This window comes from Enterococcus sp. CR-Ec1, assembly GCF_002850555.1.
Taxonomy (GTDB): Bacteria; Bacillota; Bacilli; order Lactobacillales; family Enterococcaceae; genus Enterococcus_D; species Enterococcus_D entomosocium.
The window spans coordinates 1,937,076-1,954,019 of sequence record NZ_CP025223.1; the positions used below are offsets into that span (position 1 = coordinate 1,937,076).

Consider the following 16,944-nt stretch of genomic DNA (forward strand, 5'->3'; position numbering starts at 1 on the left):
ATAAAGCTTCTTCTCTTTTTCTAGCGTGCTTTCTTGATGATCATTTAAAAGTGGCATCTCAATTTAGTTTTTTGATAGTGTTTCAAGAGAGAAGTAATTAATACGCTGCTATTTCTTTATCTCTGTTAATAGCCGAGACTTTTTTTTGAGCTACTTCTCTTATACATTTGTATCATACTCAAAACTTTATCACACTGCTAAGATAGGTCACTCAACCCATTTTCTTTTTTCAATAGCAGCTTGAAAAGAATTTTCTTCATCGCTAAATATTCCAGAGTTGATCGATTGGATAATCTGCTTTTCTTTAAATGCTTTCCTCTATGGATTCATTCATTTTTATGTAATGGTATGAAAAAAGCACCTCCTTATGAGATGCTCTTTCATACACTGACAACTAAAAATTCTCAAGCAAGAGATTTTTTTTTTGTCCTTTTATTCAACTGTGACAATCCGTATAACTGTTTAAATTTTATAAACGGTTAAATCACTTTTTTCTAACACAAGAAAAGATTGCTTTATTAGACTTTTCAAATTGAAACGAGTTACTTCTTCGGTTCATCCTCATCCATCTTAAGAACTGCCATGAAGGCTTCTTGCGGTACTTCGACAGAGCCGATTTGTTTCATCCGCTTCTTCCCTTCTTTTTGTTTCTCCAAAAGTTTGCGTTTCCGAGAAACGTCACCGCCATAACATTTCGCCAATACGTTTTTACGCAAGGCTTTGATGTCGGAACGGGCAACGATTTTTTGTCCGATGGCTGCTTGGATTGGCACTTCGAATTGTTGTCGTGGAATCAGTTTCTTCAGTTTTTCAACGATGGCTTTGCCGCGTTCATAAGCAAAGTCACGGTGAACGATAAAGCTTAACGCATCGACTTTTTCAGTATTCAGCAAGATGTCCATCTTCACTAGCTTGCTAGTGCGGTAACCAGACATTTCGTAATCGAGTGATGCATACCCTTTCGTGCTGGATTTCAATTTATCAAAGAAATCAAAGACGATTTCCGATAATGGGATCTCATAAACGACGTTTACTCGATAATCATCCAAGTAATCCATCGTGACAAAGTCTCCCCGTTTGCGTTGGGACAATTCCATTACAGCACCGACGTAATCATTAGGGACCATGATTTGTGCTTTGACGTAAGGTTCTTGCACGTTGTCGATCGTGACTGGTTCAGGAAATTCTGCTGGGTTATCAACGACGACCATTGAGCCATCTGTCTTGTTGACATGATAGATTACGGATGGTGCAGTCGTAATCAGCTCAAGGTTAAATTCACGTTCTAGCCGTTCTTGCACGACATCCATGTGTAATAGGCCTAAGAAGCCGCATCGGAACCCAAATCCTAACGCTTGAGAGGTTTCTGGCTCAAATTGCAATGCTGCATCATTCAGTTGTAATTTTTCCAATGCTTCTCGAAGGTCGTTGTAGCGTGAGGTATCGATTGGGTACAATCCGCAATAAACCATTGGATTCATTTGGCGGTAGCCTTCCAATGCTTCGGCTGCTGGATTGTTGGCTAAAGTCACCGTATCTCCGACTTGCGTATCTTTAACAGTCTTGATGGCAGCAGTGATATAACCAACATCACCCACCATCAACGCATCTCGTTGAATGGCTTTGGGTGAAAAGACGCCGACTTCCGTGACATCAAAGGTCTTGCCATTGCTCATCATTTTGATTTTATCTCCAGGTTTGACCATCCCGTCCATAATGCGGACGTTTAAGACCACCCCACGATAGGAATCGTACACGGAGTCAAAGATCAACGCTTTTAACGGTGCTTCAATATCACCTGCTGGAGCTGGGACATACTCAACGATTTGTTCCAAAATGTCTTCGATCCCAATACCTGCTTTGGCACTCGCTAAAACAGCTTCACTGGCATCGATTCCGATAACATCTTCGATCTCTGTTCGTACCCGCTCAGGATCGGCAGCTGGCAAGTCTATTTTATTAATGACTGGTAGGATCTCTAAATCATTGTCTAACGCCAAGTAGACGTTTGCCAATGTCTGTGCTTCGATCCCTTGAGCCGCATCAACGACGAGTACGGCGCCTTCACAAGCGGCCAAACTGCGGGAAACTTCATAGGTGAAATCGACGTGCCCTGGGGTGTCGATCAAATGGAAGATGTAGGTTTCTCCATCTTTGGCGGTATAGTTAAGTTCCACGGCATTTAATTTGATCGTGATTCCTCGTTCACGTTCAAGATCCATGGAGTCTAATAATTGGTTTTGCATTTCCCGAGACGTCACCGTATGGGTTTGTTCCAAAATACGGTCCGCCAGTGTTGATTTCCCATGGTCGATATGGGCGATAATGGAGAAATTACGAATCTTCTCCTGTCGTTTTTTCATTTCTTCTATGTTCATGGATACGTTCCTCATTTCTTTTAGTCAGCTTTTCTATTATACCAACGAAACGCCAATAGTTAAAGTATTTTTCTTAACCGTTATTTAGACATATTCATTCAGGTTTTGCTATACTAGAGCTAGCAAATAAATTGGAGTTGAAAGAATGGACAATAATTTTCATCAAAATCTACATATTCGAGCGGTGGATGAAAAAGACGTTGATCAGTTCAATGAACTGTTAAGCTACGTTTTTCAGATCACTGAATCGGATATTGAAGAAAGCGGCTATGAGAGCAAACGGGAAATGATTAAATCTAAGCGCCCGATCTTAGAGCTTTCCAAGGTCTTTGGCTGGTTCAATGAAGACAAGTTGATCTCGCAAATCGCCGTTTATCCTTGTGAAGTCAATATACACGGCAAATTGATCAAAATGGGCGGAGTGACCGGTGTTGGGACCTACCCTGAATATGCCGGACATGGCCTGATGAAAGACTTGATCAAGCTTGCCTTAGAAACCATGCGGGAAGATCAGCAATGGATCTCCTACCTTTATCCATATAATGTGCCCTACTATCGTCGCAAAGGCTGGGAGATCATGTCCGACAAGCTGACCTTCAAAATTCGTGATACCCAGCTTCCGAAAACCAAAGAAGTCCCTGGGATCGTAGAGCGCAAAGAAGTAGATGACCCTGATGTCTTTACTGTCTATAACCAATTCTCCCGGGAAAACCATGGCGCCTTGCAGCGGACCTCTTTTCACTGGGAAGAGTATTGGCGCTATGAAAATGAAGAAGAGCGCACCGCGGCTGTCTATTACAATGCCAGTGGTCATCCGACTGGTGTACTTTTTTATTGGGTAGCCGAAGAAGTCTTCCATGTAAAGGAAATGTTCTACTTAAATCAAGAAGCCCGCAATGGTCTTTGGAATTTTATCTCTGCTCATTTCTCAATGGTCTATTGGGTCAAAGGAGACATTTATTCAAATGAACCCCTGTCCTTCTACCTGGATGATAGCCAAATCAAAGAAACCATTGAGCCTTATTACATGGCGCGGATCGTCGATGTTGAACAGTTTTTGAAAAACTTCCCATTTGAAGCCTTTCAAACACCCTTTCACTTTGTTGTTTCTGACCCAGTTGCCGATTGGAACAACGGAATCTTCGGTGTCCAATACAATCACGGGGAGATCGTGGTTTCAAGAGAAGCCATCGGAAAAGCGGTCCAGCTGGATATTCAGACATTGTCTTGTCTGTTGATGAATTACCGCCGTCCAGCTTACTTAGAGCGTGTGGAACGGCTAAATACCGATTCAGAAACACTGGCATTACTAGAATCGATCATCCCTGATATGGAAGCCTATTTCAGTGATTATTTCTAAACAACGAATCAACAAAACGTACAACTATGAATGATTAAGGAGTGTTTTTGAATGAAACTATATTTTGCTGCTCCCCTGTTTGCTGCTAGTGACCTTCGCTACAACGCCGAACTTGTTGCGTCGATTCGTCAGCAGTATCCGCAGCTGGAGATTTATTTACCTCAAGAAAATGCCGCGATCAATGATAAGTCCGCCTACGCGGATAGCAAAATGATCGCGTTGGCAGATACCGAAAAAGTACTAGAAAGTGATTTGATGATTGCATTGCTGGATGGTTTAACCATCGATGCTGGGGTTGCCTCTGAGATCGGGGTGGCTTATGCAAAAGGTATTCCTGTTTTAGGGCTTTATACGGATAGTCGCCAACAAGGTGCCGACAATCAGCAAAAGCTGGCAGCATTACAAACCGTTGCGGAAAATCAGTTCCACTATGTCAATCTTTATACGGTGGGTTTGATCAAGCTAAACGGTGAGATTTATTCCTCTGAAGCAGCCCTTTTAGCTGGCTTAGCAGACTATCTTTCGGAGGACAACTAAATGGGGCAAAATTATCAGCGACTGCAAAAGGTATTCACTATTTTCGGTATTCTCGTGTTTTGTTTTTCTTTGTGGGAATTTCTCCGTGGCGTCTATCCGCAAATACAAGGACTGATTTTCTTGGGTCAAGCCTTACTTGGGATTTTATTGATCTTTGTCCCAGAAATGAGTAAAAAGTTCTTAAAAATCCAGCTACCAAATGCCACCGTCTACTTTTATTGGTTTTTCTTGCTGATCTCCGTATTCATGGGGACGATCTTACATTTGATCGAAACCATTGCTTTCTGGGATAAAATTCTGCATGCGGTAAGCCCAATGGTCTTGACGGCTGTAGGCTATGGATTGATCTGTCTCTTACTAAAAGAAGTGCCCGTTTCAAAAGTTTCGCCTTGGTTATTTTTACTGATGGGCTTTGCTTTTGCTGGCTTGTGTGGTGTTTTCTGGGAGTTTTGGGAATTCATCTGCGACTCTGTTGGTGGAATGAATCTCCAACGTTATGCAACCTTAGATGGCACCCCGTTTATTGGTCGTGAAGCATTGATGGATACGATGGGCGATTTACTAACCAACACGATTGGTGCTGCTTTGATGGGCGTGATCGCGTATGTTCAAGGACGAGGCAAACCTGATTACTTTGAAAGTTATCGGATTAAAAAATTATCATAACCAACCTTTAAAAGCTTGTTGAAACCATCGTTTTTCAACAAGCTTTTTTCTTTTGTTCTTTTATTGATAAAGAAAAATTAATAAAAATACTTAAATAACACATCTTATTTTTATGGATTCGCTGTCTAACAAGGTTCGACCTTCCTTACACTTCCCTATAGAACGGTTACAACTACAAGAAAATTCCCTCGTTTAATCATTTTTATTTCCCCAAAAAACCATGGTCTGTTATAATTACATTATTCATTTGACATTGCGTCAGTAAAGGAGAGGCTTATGGTTCTAACAGTGTTTTTTATTTTATGCTGCTTGATTTTTTCATCGATCACCTATGCGTTCTCTAAAGATGCCCGAAAATTTGTCCAACCTTTATCAATCAAGATTATTTTTATCGCATCAGCTATTATTGCGGTTTGGACGATGTTCTTTTCAATGGTTGCATTTGTCGCTTGGGTCATCTAAAAAAACATTCTTGCCAGTTGCGGCGTTTTCGCTGCATTAGCAAGAATGTTTTTTTGTGACTAGAAAAGTTTGATTTGATTCAAAGGCCAAAAACGCAGCAGCACTTTCCCTTCCATTTGATCTTCTGTTACAACCCCGAAACTGCGACTGTCCCGAGAGATCAAACGATTGTCTCCCATCACAAAATAGCTGCCTTCAGGAACCGTTACCGTGAAATCATCGGTAAAGTGTTCGGCACCAGCGGCGATTTGCTGAAACATTTCGCGATAAGAATATTCGTCTTGTAATTGATCGTCCGCAAATTTCTCTTTAAAATCATCTAAATAGGGTTCTTCGTATACTTCTCCATTGATTGTTAGGACATCATCTTTCATTTCAATGGTATCACCGGGTAAACCAATCAGCCGCTTGACAGCGATTTTGCTTGGATCATCTGGTTCAACACATATCACGATGTCTTGGCGGTCATATGAAGAAATTTTTGATGCAATCAAACGCTGCTTATCGGCCAAAGTTGGATCCATAGAATGGCCACTGACTTGAACTGGCGTCAGGACAAACAAACGGATGAGAACCACGGCGACGATAAAGAAAAGCAGTAACCAATTCTCTTTTAGGATTTTTACCATAGCTGCTCTTTCGCTCCTTTACTGCATCTTTTGTCATTATCAAAGCTCGTTTCTGGCATTCTGACAAAAGATATCTTCCTCAATCTTACGTGGAATTTTTACATTGAGCAAGAGAAATCATCGATTTTTAAAAAAATATGACATTTCTAGTGGCCATAAAGAACCTTTTACGTTCGATCACGACTCAAGAAAGCAAACACATCTTTTCGACTTAGACTCCCTACGAGTTTCTGCTCTTCTTCAATCACTACCGTGTCATGAGTTGCAAATAAGGTATACAACTCATTTAAAGTAGTAGATGCAGCGATTTGAGGAGCCACTGGGTTGACTTCATCGCTGAAAAAGTTCATCCGCATCAAATCCCCTGCAGTGACCAGTTTTGCTTCGTCTTCACCGGTCTCTTCAAAAAAACTTTTCACAAAAGCAGTTTTTGGTTGCGAGACAATCACTTCCGGTGTATCACATTGGACGATCTTCCCTTGATTCATGACAGCAATGCGCGTACCTAGTTTTACCGCTTCTTTCATGTTATGCGTGACAAAAATAATCGTCGTCCCAAGCTCTTGGTGCAAATCGAGGACTAACTCCTGTAAGGAATTTCGAGAAATTGGATCAAGAGCACTAAAGGGCTCGTCCATCAGAATAATTTCTGGGTTAGCAGCTAACGCTCTTAAAATCCCGATCCGCTGCTGTTCTCCTCCTGACAACTCTTTAGGCATTCGATGGCGGTATTGCTCTGGGTCAAGTTTGACCTGTGTCAGCAAACGATCCACGGCTTCTGAGCGATCTTTTTTCGACCACCCTAACATCTCTGGGATTACTTCAATATTTTGCTTCACATCCATTGTCGGAAACAGGGCGATTTGTTGGAGAACATACCCCATTTGCCAACGCATTTTTTGGATATTGTATTCTTTGATTCGTTTTTCTTTGAAGTAAATATCGCCATCCGTTGGTTCTGACAACGCGTTGATCATCTTCAAAGTCGTCGTTTTCCCACTCCCAGAAGGACCGACCAAAACAAAGATTTCCCCTTTATTGATGCTCAGATCTAATTGATCGATCACTATTTTTTGATCAAACTTTTTACTGACGTTTTTAAATTCAATAATTGGTGTCATTCTTGTCCCTCCTTAATTAATCCTTCATCTATCAGGAAGGTACGCGCGACTTCTGCTGGATTTTTTCCTTCGACATTGACCTGATAATTCATTTCACTCATTTGTTCTTCGGTGATTTTACCTGCCAGCTTTTCCAATGCACGGACGCCTTCTGGATGTTCCTTGGCAAAGGCTTCTTTCATCAAAGGCGCTCCTTGATAAGGTGGAAATAGTTCTTGATCGTCTTCTAGAATAACTAAGCCATATTGACGCAATTCACTGTCCGTGGAATAGGCATCCAGTAGATTGATGTCGCCATTATTGATGGCTTGATAACGCAATGCTGGTTCCATACTTTGGACACTTGGAAAATCTAGCCCATAGAGTTCTTGGATGCCCGCATAACCGTCCGTCCGATCAATGAATTCGAGGGTAAAGCCGGCTTTGATTTGATTTTCGATTTTCTTCAAATCAGAGATCGTGGTTAGTCCATTTTCCTCAGCAAATTCTTTTTTCACAGCCAACGCATAGGTATTTTGATACGCCATCGGCTGAAGCAAGGTCATCTCAAACTGATCCTTTAACAGATTGACTGCTTCGGTATAGGTTTCGTCAGAGTCAAGTTTTTGACTAGCGGTTTTTTCCGGTACATCCACTAAACTCTCCAACACAGTTCCAGTAAACTCTGGATAAATGTCGACTTGGTCATTGTCTAAAGCACTGAATAAGAAAGAAGTTTTCCCAAAGTTAGGTTCCAATTCAACCTGTGCATCAGGATCTTCTTGCTCTATCAATTCTTTGTACATGTTGATCAAGATATCAGGTTCAGACCCTAACTTCCCAGCTATGGTAATGGTTTTCGGCGCGAAAAATCCGCTCTGTGAAAAAGAAACGCCGCCAATCAGCAAGATGATCGCTGCCAGCGTAATCAAGGTATAGCGCGGTTTCAGGTGTTGTAGATAACGGATCAACGTACTGAAAATAATAGCCAGTAAAGCAGACCCGATCGCGCCGATCAACGTTAATTCAGGGGCATTCCGATCGATCCCCAACAAAATAAAGGAACCTAGCCCACCAGCGCCAATCAGAGCGGCTAAAGTCGCTGTTCCGATGATCAAGACCAACGCCGTGCGAATCCCCGAAATAATGACAGGCAAGGCAATCGGCAATTCGACTTTGATCAATCGGCGCATCCGAGACATACCAAATGCCGCCGCAGCTTCTTCGATTGATGGATCGATCTCCGAAAGGCCAATATAGGTATTTTGAAAGATCGGCAATAACGCATAAATAACTAGTGCGATCAACGCAGGCGGCGTTCCGATCCCCACAAATGGAATCAATAAACCTAACAGTGCCAGTGATGGAATCGTTTGTAGCACACTCGTTATTTGTAGGCCGACTTCCGCTGCCCGTTTATGATTAACCAGCCAAATGGCTAACGGGACAGCAATAACGATCGCCACCAGCAGCGCAATGATCGACAATGACAAATGCTCAAAGACAGCTGTCAGCAATTCCCCTTTTCGCTCATTCAACGTTTCAAAAAAAGTATTCATCTTTTCATTCCTCTCCTACTCCATAAGAACAGTATAATCGAAGTGCGAATTTCCTCCAAACAACAAGCAAGGGGAACTTTTTTGTCTTATGTTGAGCGGCAAAAAAACGACGGCTGCCAATGAAACGGCAACCATCGTTTTGCATTTATCCATTTTTTATCTTTTTATTCCTCGGTAATTGGCGTATTTTCAAAAACCAGCTGTTCGTTCAATAATTCGATCGTGACTTGGGTCTTTGGTAAGACTCTGCCAGCAACGATTTCTTTTGCCAACGGGGTTTCGACTTCTCTCGTGATAAACCGACGGAGAGGTCGCGCACCATACGCTGGCTCATAAGCATTTTCAGCGATCCAGCGTTTGGCTTCTTCAGTGATCGTCAACAGTATATCTTGGACTTCCAGTCGTTGTGACAGCTGTGCGATGATCTTGTCGACGATGCCTGTCACATCGTTTAGACTAAGCGGTGTGAACAAAATCGTGTCATCGATCCGATTTAAGAATTCTGGTTTAAAATGCCCTCTCAAGAGATTACGGACATTTTCAGCAACGTTTTCTGGGATCGTCCCTTCTGCGGTCACGCCAGCTAGCAAGACTTGAGAGCCGATATTGCTAGTCATGATCAAGACTGTATTTTTGAAATCAACGACTCGCCCTTTTGAATCTGTCAAACGGCCATCATCAAGCACTTGTAATAAGATATTGAAAACATCAGGATGGGCTTTTTCGATCTCATCCAATAAGACGATCGTGTATGGATTGCGTCGAACAGCTTCAGTCAATTGTCCACCTTCTTCAAATCCTACATAGCCTGGAGGGGCACCGACTAAGCGAGACACCGAATGTTTTTCCATGTATTCGCTCATATCGATCCGAACCATATGCTCTTCTGAATCAAAGAGGTTGACCGCCAACGCTTTCGCTAATTCGGTCTTACCGACGCCGGTCGGACCTAAGAACAAGAAGGAACCTAATGGTCGATTTGGATCTTGCAGGCCAGCTCGTGAACGAATGACGGCATCACTGACGGCATCGACGGCTTCGTCTTGTCCGATCACTCGTTGATGCAAGGTCTCATTTAATTTCAACAGTTTTTCCCGTTCGCCTTCCACTAATTTCGCAACAGGAATCCCTGTCAAACGTCCAACGACTAGGGCAATCTCATTTTCGGTCACTGATTCTTGGACCATCCGAATGCCTTCATCTTGATTTTTTTCTTCCAGTTCAGCTAGTTCTTTTTCCAGTTGTGGAATCGTCCCATGACGAAGAACAGCTGCCCGTTCCAAATCATAGTTATTTTCAGCATCTTCCAACTCATGCTTGGCTTTATCGATCTCTGCCCGTTTGTTGGAAACTGCATTGACTTCTTCTTTTTCCGTTTCCCACTGCATTTTCATGGTATTGACTTCTTCACGCAATTCCGCCAATTCTTCTTGTAAAATGCCTAAGCGTTTTTTCGATGCATCATCGGATTCCTTTTTCAATGCGGCTTCTTCGATCTCAAGTTGCATCAAACGACGGGTAACTTGGTCGAGCTCAGTAGGCATCGAATTCATTTCCACCCGAATTGTGGCACTCGCCTCATCGATCAAGTCAATGGCTTTATCTGGTAAAAAGCGGTCCGTGATATACCGATCAGATAAGGTCGCCGCAGCAACAAGCGCGTTGTCATGGATGTTGACGCCATGATGGATCTCGAACCGTTCTTTCAAGCCACGTAAAATCGAAATCGTGTCTTGAACGGTTGGTTCCTGTACCAGCACTTTTTGGAAACGACGTTCCAAAGCTTTATCCTTTTCCATGTATTGACGGTATTCATCAAGGGTGGTTGCGCCAATCGTATGCAATTCTCCCCGTGCCAGCATTGGTTTTAGTAAGTTTCCAGCATCCATGCTGCCTTCCGTCTTACCAGCACCTACAATATTGTGGATCTCATCAATAAAGAGAATGATCCGTCCATCGGCTTTTTTCACTTCTTGTAAGACAGCTTTCAAACGCTCTTCAAATTCACCTCTGAATTTAGCACCTGCGATCAAGGCACCCATATCCAGAGAAAAGATCGTTTTGTCTTTTAGGTTTTCTGGGACGTCTTTTCGCACGATCCGTTGTGCCAATCCTTCAACGATGGCTGTTTTACCAACCCCTGGTTCACCAATCAAAACGGGATTGTTTTTTGTCTTCCGAGAAAGGATGCGAATCACATCGCGAATTTCTTCGTCTCGTCCGATAATTGGGTCCATTTTTCCGCTGCGGACTTGTTGCACCAGGTCAACGCCGTATTTTTCTAATGCTTTGTATTGTTCTTCTTGATTTTGTGAGGTCACACGATCCCCTCCTCTTAATGTTTCGATCGTTTGCTTGATTTCTTTCGCAGTGATTCCTTGTTTCTTTAAATACACCGTCAATGGATGATTTTTCAATTTCATCAACGCATAAAGGACGATTTCTGTGGAAAGATACTCGTCTTGAAATTCATTTTTTAATTGATCTGCCTCAGACAAAAGATGAAACAGATTTTGACTCATAGATTGACCATAACGAACATTTCCTCCTTCAACCGAAGGCAGTTCATCTAATAGTCGGTCGACTTCTTTTTCAAAAGCATCGACATCGAGACCTGTGTCCGTGTAAAAATTGCGGCCGAATTGATTGGCTTGCAATAAAATCTTCCATAAATGCGGAATATCAATTTCTTGATGGTGACGGGTCATGGCAATCTGCTGGGCTTCAGCGATAGCACTTTGTAATGTAGTCGTCATTTTTTCTGGGTTCATACTTTTCCCTCCCAAAATGGTAGTCAGAAAAAAGTACGCTGCAAGCAGTATCCTTTTTTCTACTCTTCTATTATACAACGTTGGTCAGTAATGGTCAAAAGTTTTCCCTCGAACATCAAGATTTTTTTCAGTATTCTTTCATGAAAATTGACAGATGGGAAGCAGCAATGGTATGCTAGGTCCTGATTGGTCAGGAACAATCGATTTTCCTGATCGTTTTGATCGCTCTTTGGCGATTTTTATTCAGTAAGATTATCTACTTAGCTGTAACGTCTACTGTTTACAGCTTTTTTATATGGAGGAAATGATGTTAACATTAACGAATATTAGCCAACAATTTGGCGACAAATTGCTTTACGAAGACGTTTCCGTTCAAATCAACCGTGGTGAAAAAGTCGGTTTGATTGGACGGAATGGCGCTGGCAAAAGTACTTTAATCAAAATCATTACAGGAGAAATTCTCCCCGATGATGGCTTCGTCCAATTTCCGAAAAATTTGAAAATGGGCTATTTGGATCAATACGTCAATGTTGATGAAACGCAATCGATCCGTGATTTTTTGCGCTCTGCCTTTGCAGAAGACTTCGAAAAAGAGCAACAGATTGCCGATCTTTATACTTCTTATGGCGAAAGCCTCGACGATAAGCTTTTAGAAAAAGCGGGCGAATTGCAAAATCAATTGGATCAAGGAAATTTCTACCAAATGGATACATTGATCGATGATTTAGCAGAAGGGTTAGGTATTTCGGTTCTCGGAATGGATACCCCCCTCGCTTCTTTAAGTGGTGGTCAACGCTCAAAACTGATCTTGGCAAAAATGCTGCTAGAAAAACCCGACATGCTGATTTTAGATGAACCGACCAACCACTTAGATGATGAGCACATCAAATGGCTAGTTGAGTTTTTACAGGACTTTACTGGTACCTATTTAGTCGTTTCTCATGATCGTCAATTCCTTAACGAAATCACGACCCATATCATTGATATCGAATTTGGCAAGCTTTCTAAGTATACGGGGAATTTAGACAAAGCATTAAAACTAAAAACGCTGCAAAATGAAAGCTATATGAAGCAATACGAAGCACAACAAGAGCATATCAAGAAAACCGAAAGCTATATTCGTAAATACAAAGCTGGTTCTCGTTCAACAATGGCAAAGAGTCGTGAAAAGCAGTTGGCAAAAATTGATCGTTTGACCCCACCACAAGATGTCCCTAAACCCCATTTAGGATTTGATTTGGCACCAATCGTTACCACCTTGGCCTTGGAAACCACCAATCTAGTCATTGGATACGACCAAAAGCCCTTACTCTCCCCGATCAACCTAACGATCCGCTATGGCGAAAAAATTGCTATACGGGGATTTAATGGGATCGGTAAATCAACATTGATCAAAACAATTCTTGGTGTGATCCCAGCAATTGAAGGGGCCGTTTCTTACCCACAGCATACAAAATTCAATTACTTTTCTCAAGACCTTGACTGGGAATATCCCTTGCAGACCCCTCTTCAATACCTTGAGGATCTTTTTCCGAAGGCCACCAACAAAGAATTGCGACGGCAACTTTCTCGGGCAGGTTTACCTAGCCAATTAGCCCAGGAAGAATTGAAGCTATTAAGTGGTGGTGAACAGACAAAAGTCAAACTAGCCGAAATGATGTTGATCAAAAGTAACTTCTTGATTCTTGATGAACCGACCAACCATATCGATCAAGATACGAAAAACAATTTGGAACAAACCCTGGCGGCCTTTCCTGGAACAGTTTTGATTGTTTCCCATGAAGGCGAGTTTTATGAATCCTTTGTTGATCGAATCATTGATTTGAAAGACTAAAAAAAACACGCTTATCCTCTATTCGAAGATAAGCGTGTTTTTAACTTTCCACTTTTTCTTTTCTTAATTCAGTCAACTCTTGGCTAATATCTTTGCGTTTTTCTTTCATTACATAAGCAAAACCAATTATGAAGGGCCAAATGAATGTTGCTAAACGGTACAGTAGCATGGAAGACGCAGCATCGACCGTGCCAACTAATGGACCAAAAAGCAGCATATAAATAAATTCAAATGATCCGATCCCTGCCGGTGTTGGAATCACCCCGGACAAGACGACGGCAAAACTGATGAAGGATAACGTCAACAAGAAATCGATCTCTGGATGCTGCACAACAAGAATCACATAAGGAATCACATACCAAGGCAGCATCTTCAAAAGATTCCACAAATAGATGCGCAAGAAAGCGGTGCGGTCGGTAATAATCGCATTGACTGTTTCTCGTAAAGAATAAATTTGGGTGTTGCATTTGTCAACGATTCCTCTTAATGTCGCACTTTTGAACAGCTTATTGCTGACGATCACGAAAAAGACTTGAATGTTGATGCTGACCGAAAGTGCTAACAAAGCGGCAATGATCAAAAAAACGAGTACGATCCCCGCTAAAATTACCCAAATCATATTGGGTGCATTGTCATAGAATAGCGAAAATTGAATGATCAACCCAGCGATTGCATAAGTCAATATGGCGAACTTATACATCACCATGTGTAAGGTGGTGACCCCAACGCCCTGTGACAACTGCAAGCCATTTTTACGGTAAAAATTCACCTCTGAGATTAAGGTGCCTGCCCCAAACGTCACAATCCGATAAAAACCACTGTAACAGACGGTCAGAAACCCCGCCTTGGTTGTGAATTCCGGTTGGAAAGTCACGGCAATCTCTTTGACTGTTCGTCCTTCAATCACTAGGTACAATGTGCCAAGCCCCATAACCAGTAAGACGACGAGAAAGCTGGTCTCTCTTAGCCCCGCCAAAATATCCATCATCGAGTTACGGACAAAAAAATACATCACACCCAGAATCCCTACTAGTAAAAGTAAATTAAGGGCGAACTTCACTTTAGTTTTCATATTAACTCCTTGCTTGTTATACCGAATTTATGCAAAAAAGACCATCAGCAGGATAGCAAAAACGGTGCCAAAAGCAAAAAAGAGGTGAAACTTCTTCTTTCTTGTTTTGTGGCGAAATACGCGTTGCGCAATTAAACCGCCTAATCCTCCACCAATCGCCCCCATAAAAAGGAGATTTGCTTCGGGAACCCGCCAACCTTGTTTCACTGCCTGATATTTATCATACCCCATCAGACAGAAAAGATAAAGATTGACTGCAATTAAATAAAACCACAATGGATTGTAAATCAGTGCATTCATCCATTTCCTCCATATGATTGATCGTAGGGATCATTATTTTGATTCTTGTGCTTCTTCAGGTACCAGCATCGTCAAACCATGTTTGATAACTTTCATCTCAATCGGTAGATCATCCGTTGGGTCGCCATCGGTTCGAGTATGAACCGTTTTTTCTTTGGCCTTTATTGAGACCTTTGCGGCAGTGAAATATTCAACACTTGGTACTTTGGCAATTCTACCACGAATAATTCTTGGTAAATACAAAATAAATCGTAAAATATTCAGTTTTGGCAAAAGAATGATATGAAACAATCCGTCATCAGGCTTTGCTTCTTCATCGAAGTTCTTAAACCCACCTGCTGAATTCGACATGACGATCGTCAGTAATTGAGTTTTCCCCTGCCATTTCCGTTCGTCAGCAATGACTTCTAATTTGTATTGTTTCTTTTTGATCAACAGATGAATGAACCGTTTCATAAACGCTAACGGCCCATATTGCTGTTTTTCTTCTTGGGAAGTGGCTGCGGCGGTATCTGCCAGAAGACCAATGGTCATGGTCGAGATCATGACTTGATCATTGACCGTCCCGTAGTCGATCGATCGCTCAACCCCCGTTAAGATCGTCTCGAAGTCCTCTTCGGGCTTCACCGGTATCCCCAACATTCTGGCAAAATTATTTACGGTTCCACCAGGAATGATGCCGACCTTCAACTCATCTAACTTTTCTTTAAAGGTTTGCAATCCATGATGGATCGTCCCATCTCCACCAATGATCACAATCGTATCGACTGCGTGTTTTTCGGCAGCCTCTCGAACGTCTTTGGGATCCACGTCTGGATTTGAGGCCTGCAAGAACGCTTGATGCTCTTCGCCTTGTTCTTTCACATAGGCTTGGAATTTTTCTGCTGTTTCTTTTGCTTCACTTTTCCCCGCTGTATCATTGTATAAAACGAGAATTTTCATCCTATTCACATCCTAAAAAGGCCGGGTCTTACGCAAGACCTGCGTGAAGAGTTCCCAGCCCAAGAGTTTTTCATTTATTCCAACAAATCAAAAATCAACGTTTATGCTTGAGCATTCAGTTCGGCGATTTTCACAATCACATCGGTCGCTTTCATCATTGATTGTAGTGAGACGAACTCATAACGTCCGTGCATATTTTCTCCACCAGCAAAGACATTCGGTGTTGGAATCCCTAAATAGGAGATTTTCGAGCCATCGGTTCCACCACGAACAGGTTCTGTGATAGGAGTGATTCCCACTGCTTCCATCGCATCTTTTGCTAGATCAATGATACTCATATCTTTTTCGATGATTTCTTTCATGTTGTAGTATTGATCATATAGATGAACGTGTACTCTCGGTTCATCAAAGCGGGCATTCAAGCTTTCTTGAACCGCTAATAATTGTGCTTTTCTTTCTTCAAAACGGGTCCGGTCATGGTCTCGAATAATGTATGCCATTTTCGCTTCTTCTACTGAGCCGCTGAGACTCATCAAATGGAAGAATCCTTCTGTCCCTTCGGTTTTCTCAGGAACTTCATCAGGCGGTAGCGCATTTTGAAAATCGACTGCTAGTTGCAAAGCGTTGATCATGGTGTCTTTAGCAGTTCCAGGGTGGACATTTTTTCCTTGGATCGTAATTTCAGCTTGCGCCGCATTAAAGGTCTCGTATTGCAATTCTCCTACTGGACCGCCATCCATTGTATACGCAAAATCAACATTGAAATCTTCAACATCGAATTTATCTGCACCAACCCCAATTTCTTCATCAGGGCCAAATGCGACTTTGATTTCCCCATGTTTGATCGTTGGGTTTTTAAGTAAAATTTCCATGGCTGTCATGATTTCTGCAATACCTGACTTATCATCAGAACCTAATAAAGTAGTACCATCAGTAGTGATCAAGGTTTCCCCAGCATAATTTTTTAAATTCGGAAAATCTTTTGTATTTAATGTGTATTTTCCTTCTTTATCTAATTTAATGGTTGATTCGCCATCGTAATTTTCGATGATCTGCGGATCAACATTCTCTGCATTAAAATCGGCAGTATCCATATGGGCGATAAAACCGATGGAGCGTACGTCATGATCCACGTTACTTGGTAATGTTGCGATCACAAAACCATTTGATTCATTGTAATGAACATCGCTTAATCCTAATTCTTCAAGTTCTTTTTGCAGTTCTTTGGCAAACGCGACCTGTGTTTGGGTAGAAGGTGTTGTCGTGCTTGTCGCATCAGAGCGAGTTTCTGTTTTTACATAATTCAAAAAGCGAGGCAATAAATTTTCGTACAT

General features: G+C 41.9%; 14 protein-coding genes. 5 read left to right on the forward strand and 9 right to left on the reverse strand.

Features of this window, described 5'->3' with window-relative positions; translation table 11 throughout:
* Positions 1-542 precede the first annotated feature (542 nt).
* Positions 543-2,378 carry a translation elongation factor 4 gene (gene lepA, locus CXM95_RS09345; protein WP_005235823.1) on the reverse strand — a complete coding sequence of 612 codons (1,836 nt, stop codon included), beginning with the start codon at positions 2,376-2,378 and terminating at the stop codon, positions 543-545.
* A gap of 145 nt (positions 2,379-2,523) precedes the next feature.
* Here lepA and CXM95_RS09350 point away from each other — a divergent pair, with 145 nt between their 5' ends.
* From CXM95_RS09350 to CXM95_RS09365, 4 genes are all read left to right on the forward strand, one after another.
* On the forward strand, positions 2,524-3,738 hold the full coding sequence (locus tag CXM95_RS09350) for a GNAT family N-acetyltransferase (protein ID WP_005235821.1): 1,215 nt from the start codon (positions 2,524-2,526) through the stop codon (positions 3,736-3,738).
* Positions 3,739-3,789: 51 nt separating this feature from the next.
* Positions 3,790-4,275 (forward strand): nucleoside 2-deoxyribosyltransferase, encoded by a 486-nt coding sequence (locus tag CXM95_RS09355; protein ID WP_010748216.1) that lies wholly within the window; start codon positions 3,790-3,792, stop codon positions 4,273-4,275.
* Positions 4,276-4,941 carry a hypothetical protein gene (locus CXM95_RS09360; protein ID WP_101699053.1) on the forward strand — a complete coding sequence of 222 codons (666 nt, stop codon included), beginning with the start codon at positions 4,276-4,278 and terminating at the stop codon, positions 4,939-4,941.
* A gap of 276 nt (positions 4,942-5,217) precedes the next feature.
* Entirely contained in the window at positions 5,218-5,403 is a 186-nt protein-coding gene (locus CXM95_RS09365; RefSeq protein WP_005226019.1) for a hypothetical protein, read from the forward strand.
* 59 nt (positions 5,404-5,462) lie between these two features.
* Here the strand turns inward: CXM95_RS09365 and lepB are convergent, their stop codons facing one another.
* The 4 genes from lepB to clpB form a co-directional block, all read right to left on the reverse strand.
* The gene (gene lepB, locus CXM95_RS09370; RefSeq protein ID WP_008380056.1) at positions 5,463-6,032 is read right to left on the reverse strand and encodes a signal peptidase I; all 570 of its coding nucleotides are present in this window, start codon (positions 6,030-6,032) and stop codon (positions 5,463-5,465) included.
* Positions 6,033-6,199: 167 nt separating this feature from the next.
* Positions 6,200-7,153 carry an ABC transporter ATP-binding protein gene (locus tag CXM95_RS09375; protein WP_005235811.1) on the reverse strand — a complete coding sequence of 318 codons (954 nt, stop codon included), beginning with the start codon at positions 7,151-7,153 and terminating at the stop codon, positions 6,200-6,202.
* Positions 7,150-8,691: an ABC transporter permease/substrate-binding protein gene (locus CXM95_RS09380; RefSeq protein WP_101699054.1), complete on the reverse strand. Its 1,542-nt coding sequence runs from the start codon at positions 8,689-8,691 to the stop codon at positions 7,150-7,152. Before CXM95_RS09380 ends, CXM95_RS09375 begins: the two co-directional genes overlap by 4 nt.
* 164 nt (positions 8,692-8,855) lie before the next feature.
* Positions 8,856-11,462, reverse strand: a complete 2,607-nt coding sequence (gene clpB / locus CXM95_RS09385; RefSeq protein ID WP_086299414.1) for an ATP-dependent chaperone ClpB — start codon at positions 11,460-11,462, stop codon at positions 8,856-8,858.
* A gap of 307 nt (positions 11,463-11,769) precedes the next feature.
* Between clpB and CXM95_RS09390 the strand changes: the two genes are divergently transcribed.
* Positions 11,770-13,296, forward strand: a complete 1,527-nt coding sequence (locus CXM95_RS09390; protein ID WP_101699055.1) for an ABC-F family ATP-binding cassette domain-containing protein — start codon at positions 11,770-11,772, stop codon at positions 13,294-13,296.
* A gap of 40 nt (positions 13,297-13,336) precedes the next feature.
* Here the strand turns inward: CXM95_RS09390 and CXM95_RS09395 are convergent, their stop codons facing one another.
* From CXM95_RS09395 to pepT, 4 genes are all read right to left on the reverse strand, one after another.
* On the reverse strand, positions 13,337-14,368 hold the full coding sequence (locus tag CXM95_RS09395; RefSeq protein WP_016620081.1) for a lysylphosphatidylglycerol synthase transmembrane domain-containing protein: 1,032 nt from the start codon (positions 14,366-14,368) through the stop codon (positions 13,337-13,339).
* A 27-nt stretch (positions 14,369-14,395) separates the two neighbouring features.
* Positions 14,396-14,668 (reverse strand): DUF1294 domain-containing protein, encoded by a 273-nt coding sequence (locus tag CXM95_RS09400; protein ID WP_005235800.1) that lies wholly within the window; start codon positions 14,666-14,668, stop codon positions 14,396-14,398.
* A gap of 33 nt (positions 14,669-14,701) precedes the next feature.
* Positions 14,702-15,610: a diacylglycerol/lipid kinase family protein gene (locus CXM95_RS09405; RefSeq protein ID WP_101699056.1), complete on the reverse strand. Its 909-nt coding sequence runs from the start codon at positions 15,608-15,610 to the stop codon at positions 14,702-14,704.
* A gap of 101 nt (positions 15,611-15,711) precedes the next feature.
* Positions 15,712-16,944 carry a peptidase T gene (gene pepT / locus CXM95_RS09410; protein ID WP_086299413.1) on the reverse strand — a complete coding sequence of 411 codons (1,233 nt, stop codon included), beginning with the start codon at positions 16,942-16,944 and terminating at the stop codon, positions 15,712-15,714.

What these genes read in the sequence shown, in the direction of transcription:
- CXM95_RS09360 (WP_101699053.1), top strand. Translation starts at nt 4,276, where the DNA reads ATGGGGCAAAATTATCAGCGACTGCAAAAGGTATTCACTATTTTCGGT.
- lepA (WP_005235823.1), bottom strand. Translation starts at nt 2,378, where the DNA reads ATGAACATAGAAGAAATGAAAAAACGACAGGAGAAGATTCGTAATTTC.
- CXM95_RS09390 (WP_101699055.1), top strand. Translation starts at nt 11,770, where the DNA reads ATGTTAACATTAACGAATATTAGCCAACAATTTGGCGACAAATTGCTT.
- pepT (WP_086299413.1), bottom strand. Translation starts at nt 16,944, where the DNA reads ATGTACGAAAATTTATTGCCTCGCTTTTTGAATTATGTAAAAACAGAA.
- clpB (WP_086299414.1), bottom strand. Translation starts at nt 11,462, where the DNA reads ATGAACCCAGAAAAAATGACGACTACATTACAAAGTGCTATCGCTGAA.
- CXM95_RS09365 (WP_005226019.1), top strand. Translation starts at nt 5,218, where the DNA reads ATGGTTCTAACAGTGTTTTTTATTTTATGCTGCTTGATTTTTTCATCG.
- CXM95_RS09400 (WP_005235800.1), bottom strand. Translation starts at nt 14,668, where the DNA reads ATGAATGCACTGATTTACAATCCATTGTGGTTTTATTTAATTGCAGTC.
- CXM95_RS09350 (WP_005235821.1), top strand. Translation starts at nt 2,524, where the DNA reads ATGGACAATAATTTTCATCAAAATCTACATATTCGAGCGGTGGATGAA.
- CXM95_RS09405 (WP_101699056.1), bottom strand. Translation starts at nt 15,610, where the DNA reads ATGAAAATTCTCGTTTTATACAATGATACAGCGGGGAAAAGTGAAGCA.
- lepB (WP_008380056.1), bottom strand. Translation starts at nt 6,032, where the DNA reads ATGGTAAAAATCCTAAAAGAGAATTGGTTACTGCTTTTCTTTATCGTC.
- CXM95_RS09395 (WP_016620081.1), bottom strand. Translation starts at nt 14,368, where the DNA reads ATGAAAACTAAAGTGAAGTTCGCCCTTAATTTACTTTTACTAGTAGGG.
- CXM95_RS09375 (WP_005235811.1), bottom strand. Translation starts at nt 7,153, where the DNA reads ATGACACCAATTATTGAATTTAAAAACGTCAGTAAAAAGTTTGATCAA.
- CXM95_RS09380 (WP_101699054.1), bottom strand. Translation starts at nt 8,691, where the DNA reads ATGAATACTTTTTTTGAAACGTTGAATGAGCGAAAAGGGGAATTGCTG.
- CXM95_RS09355 (WP_010748216.1), top strand. Translation starts at nt 3,790, where the DNA reads ATGAAACTATATTTTGCTGCTCCCCTGTTTGCTGCTAGTGACCTTCGC.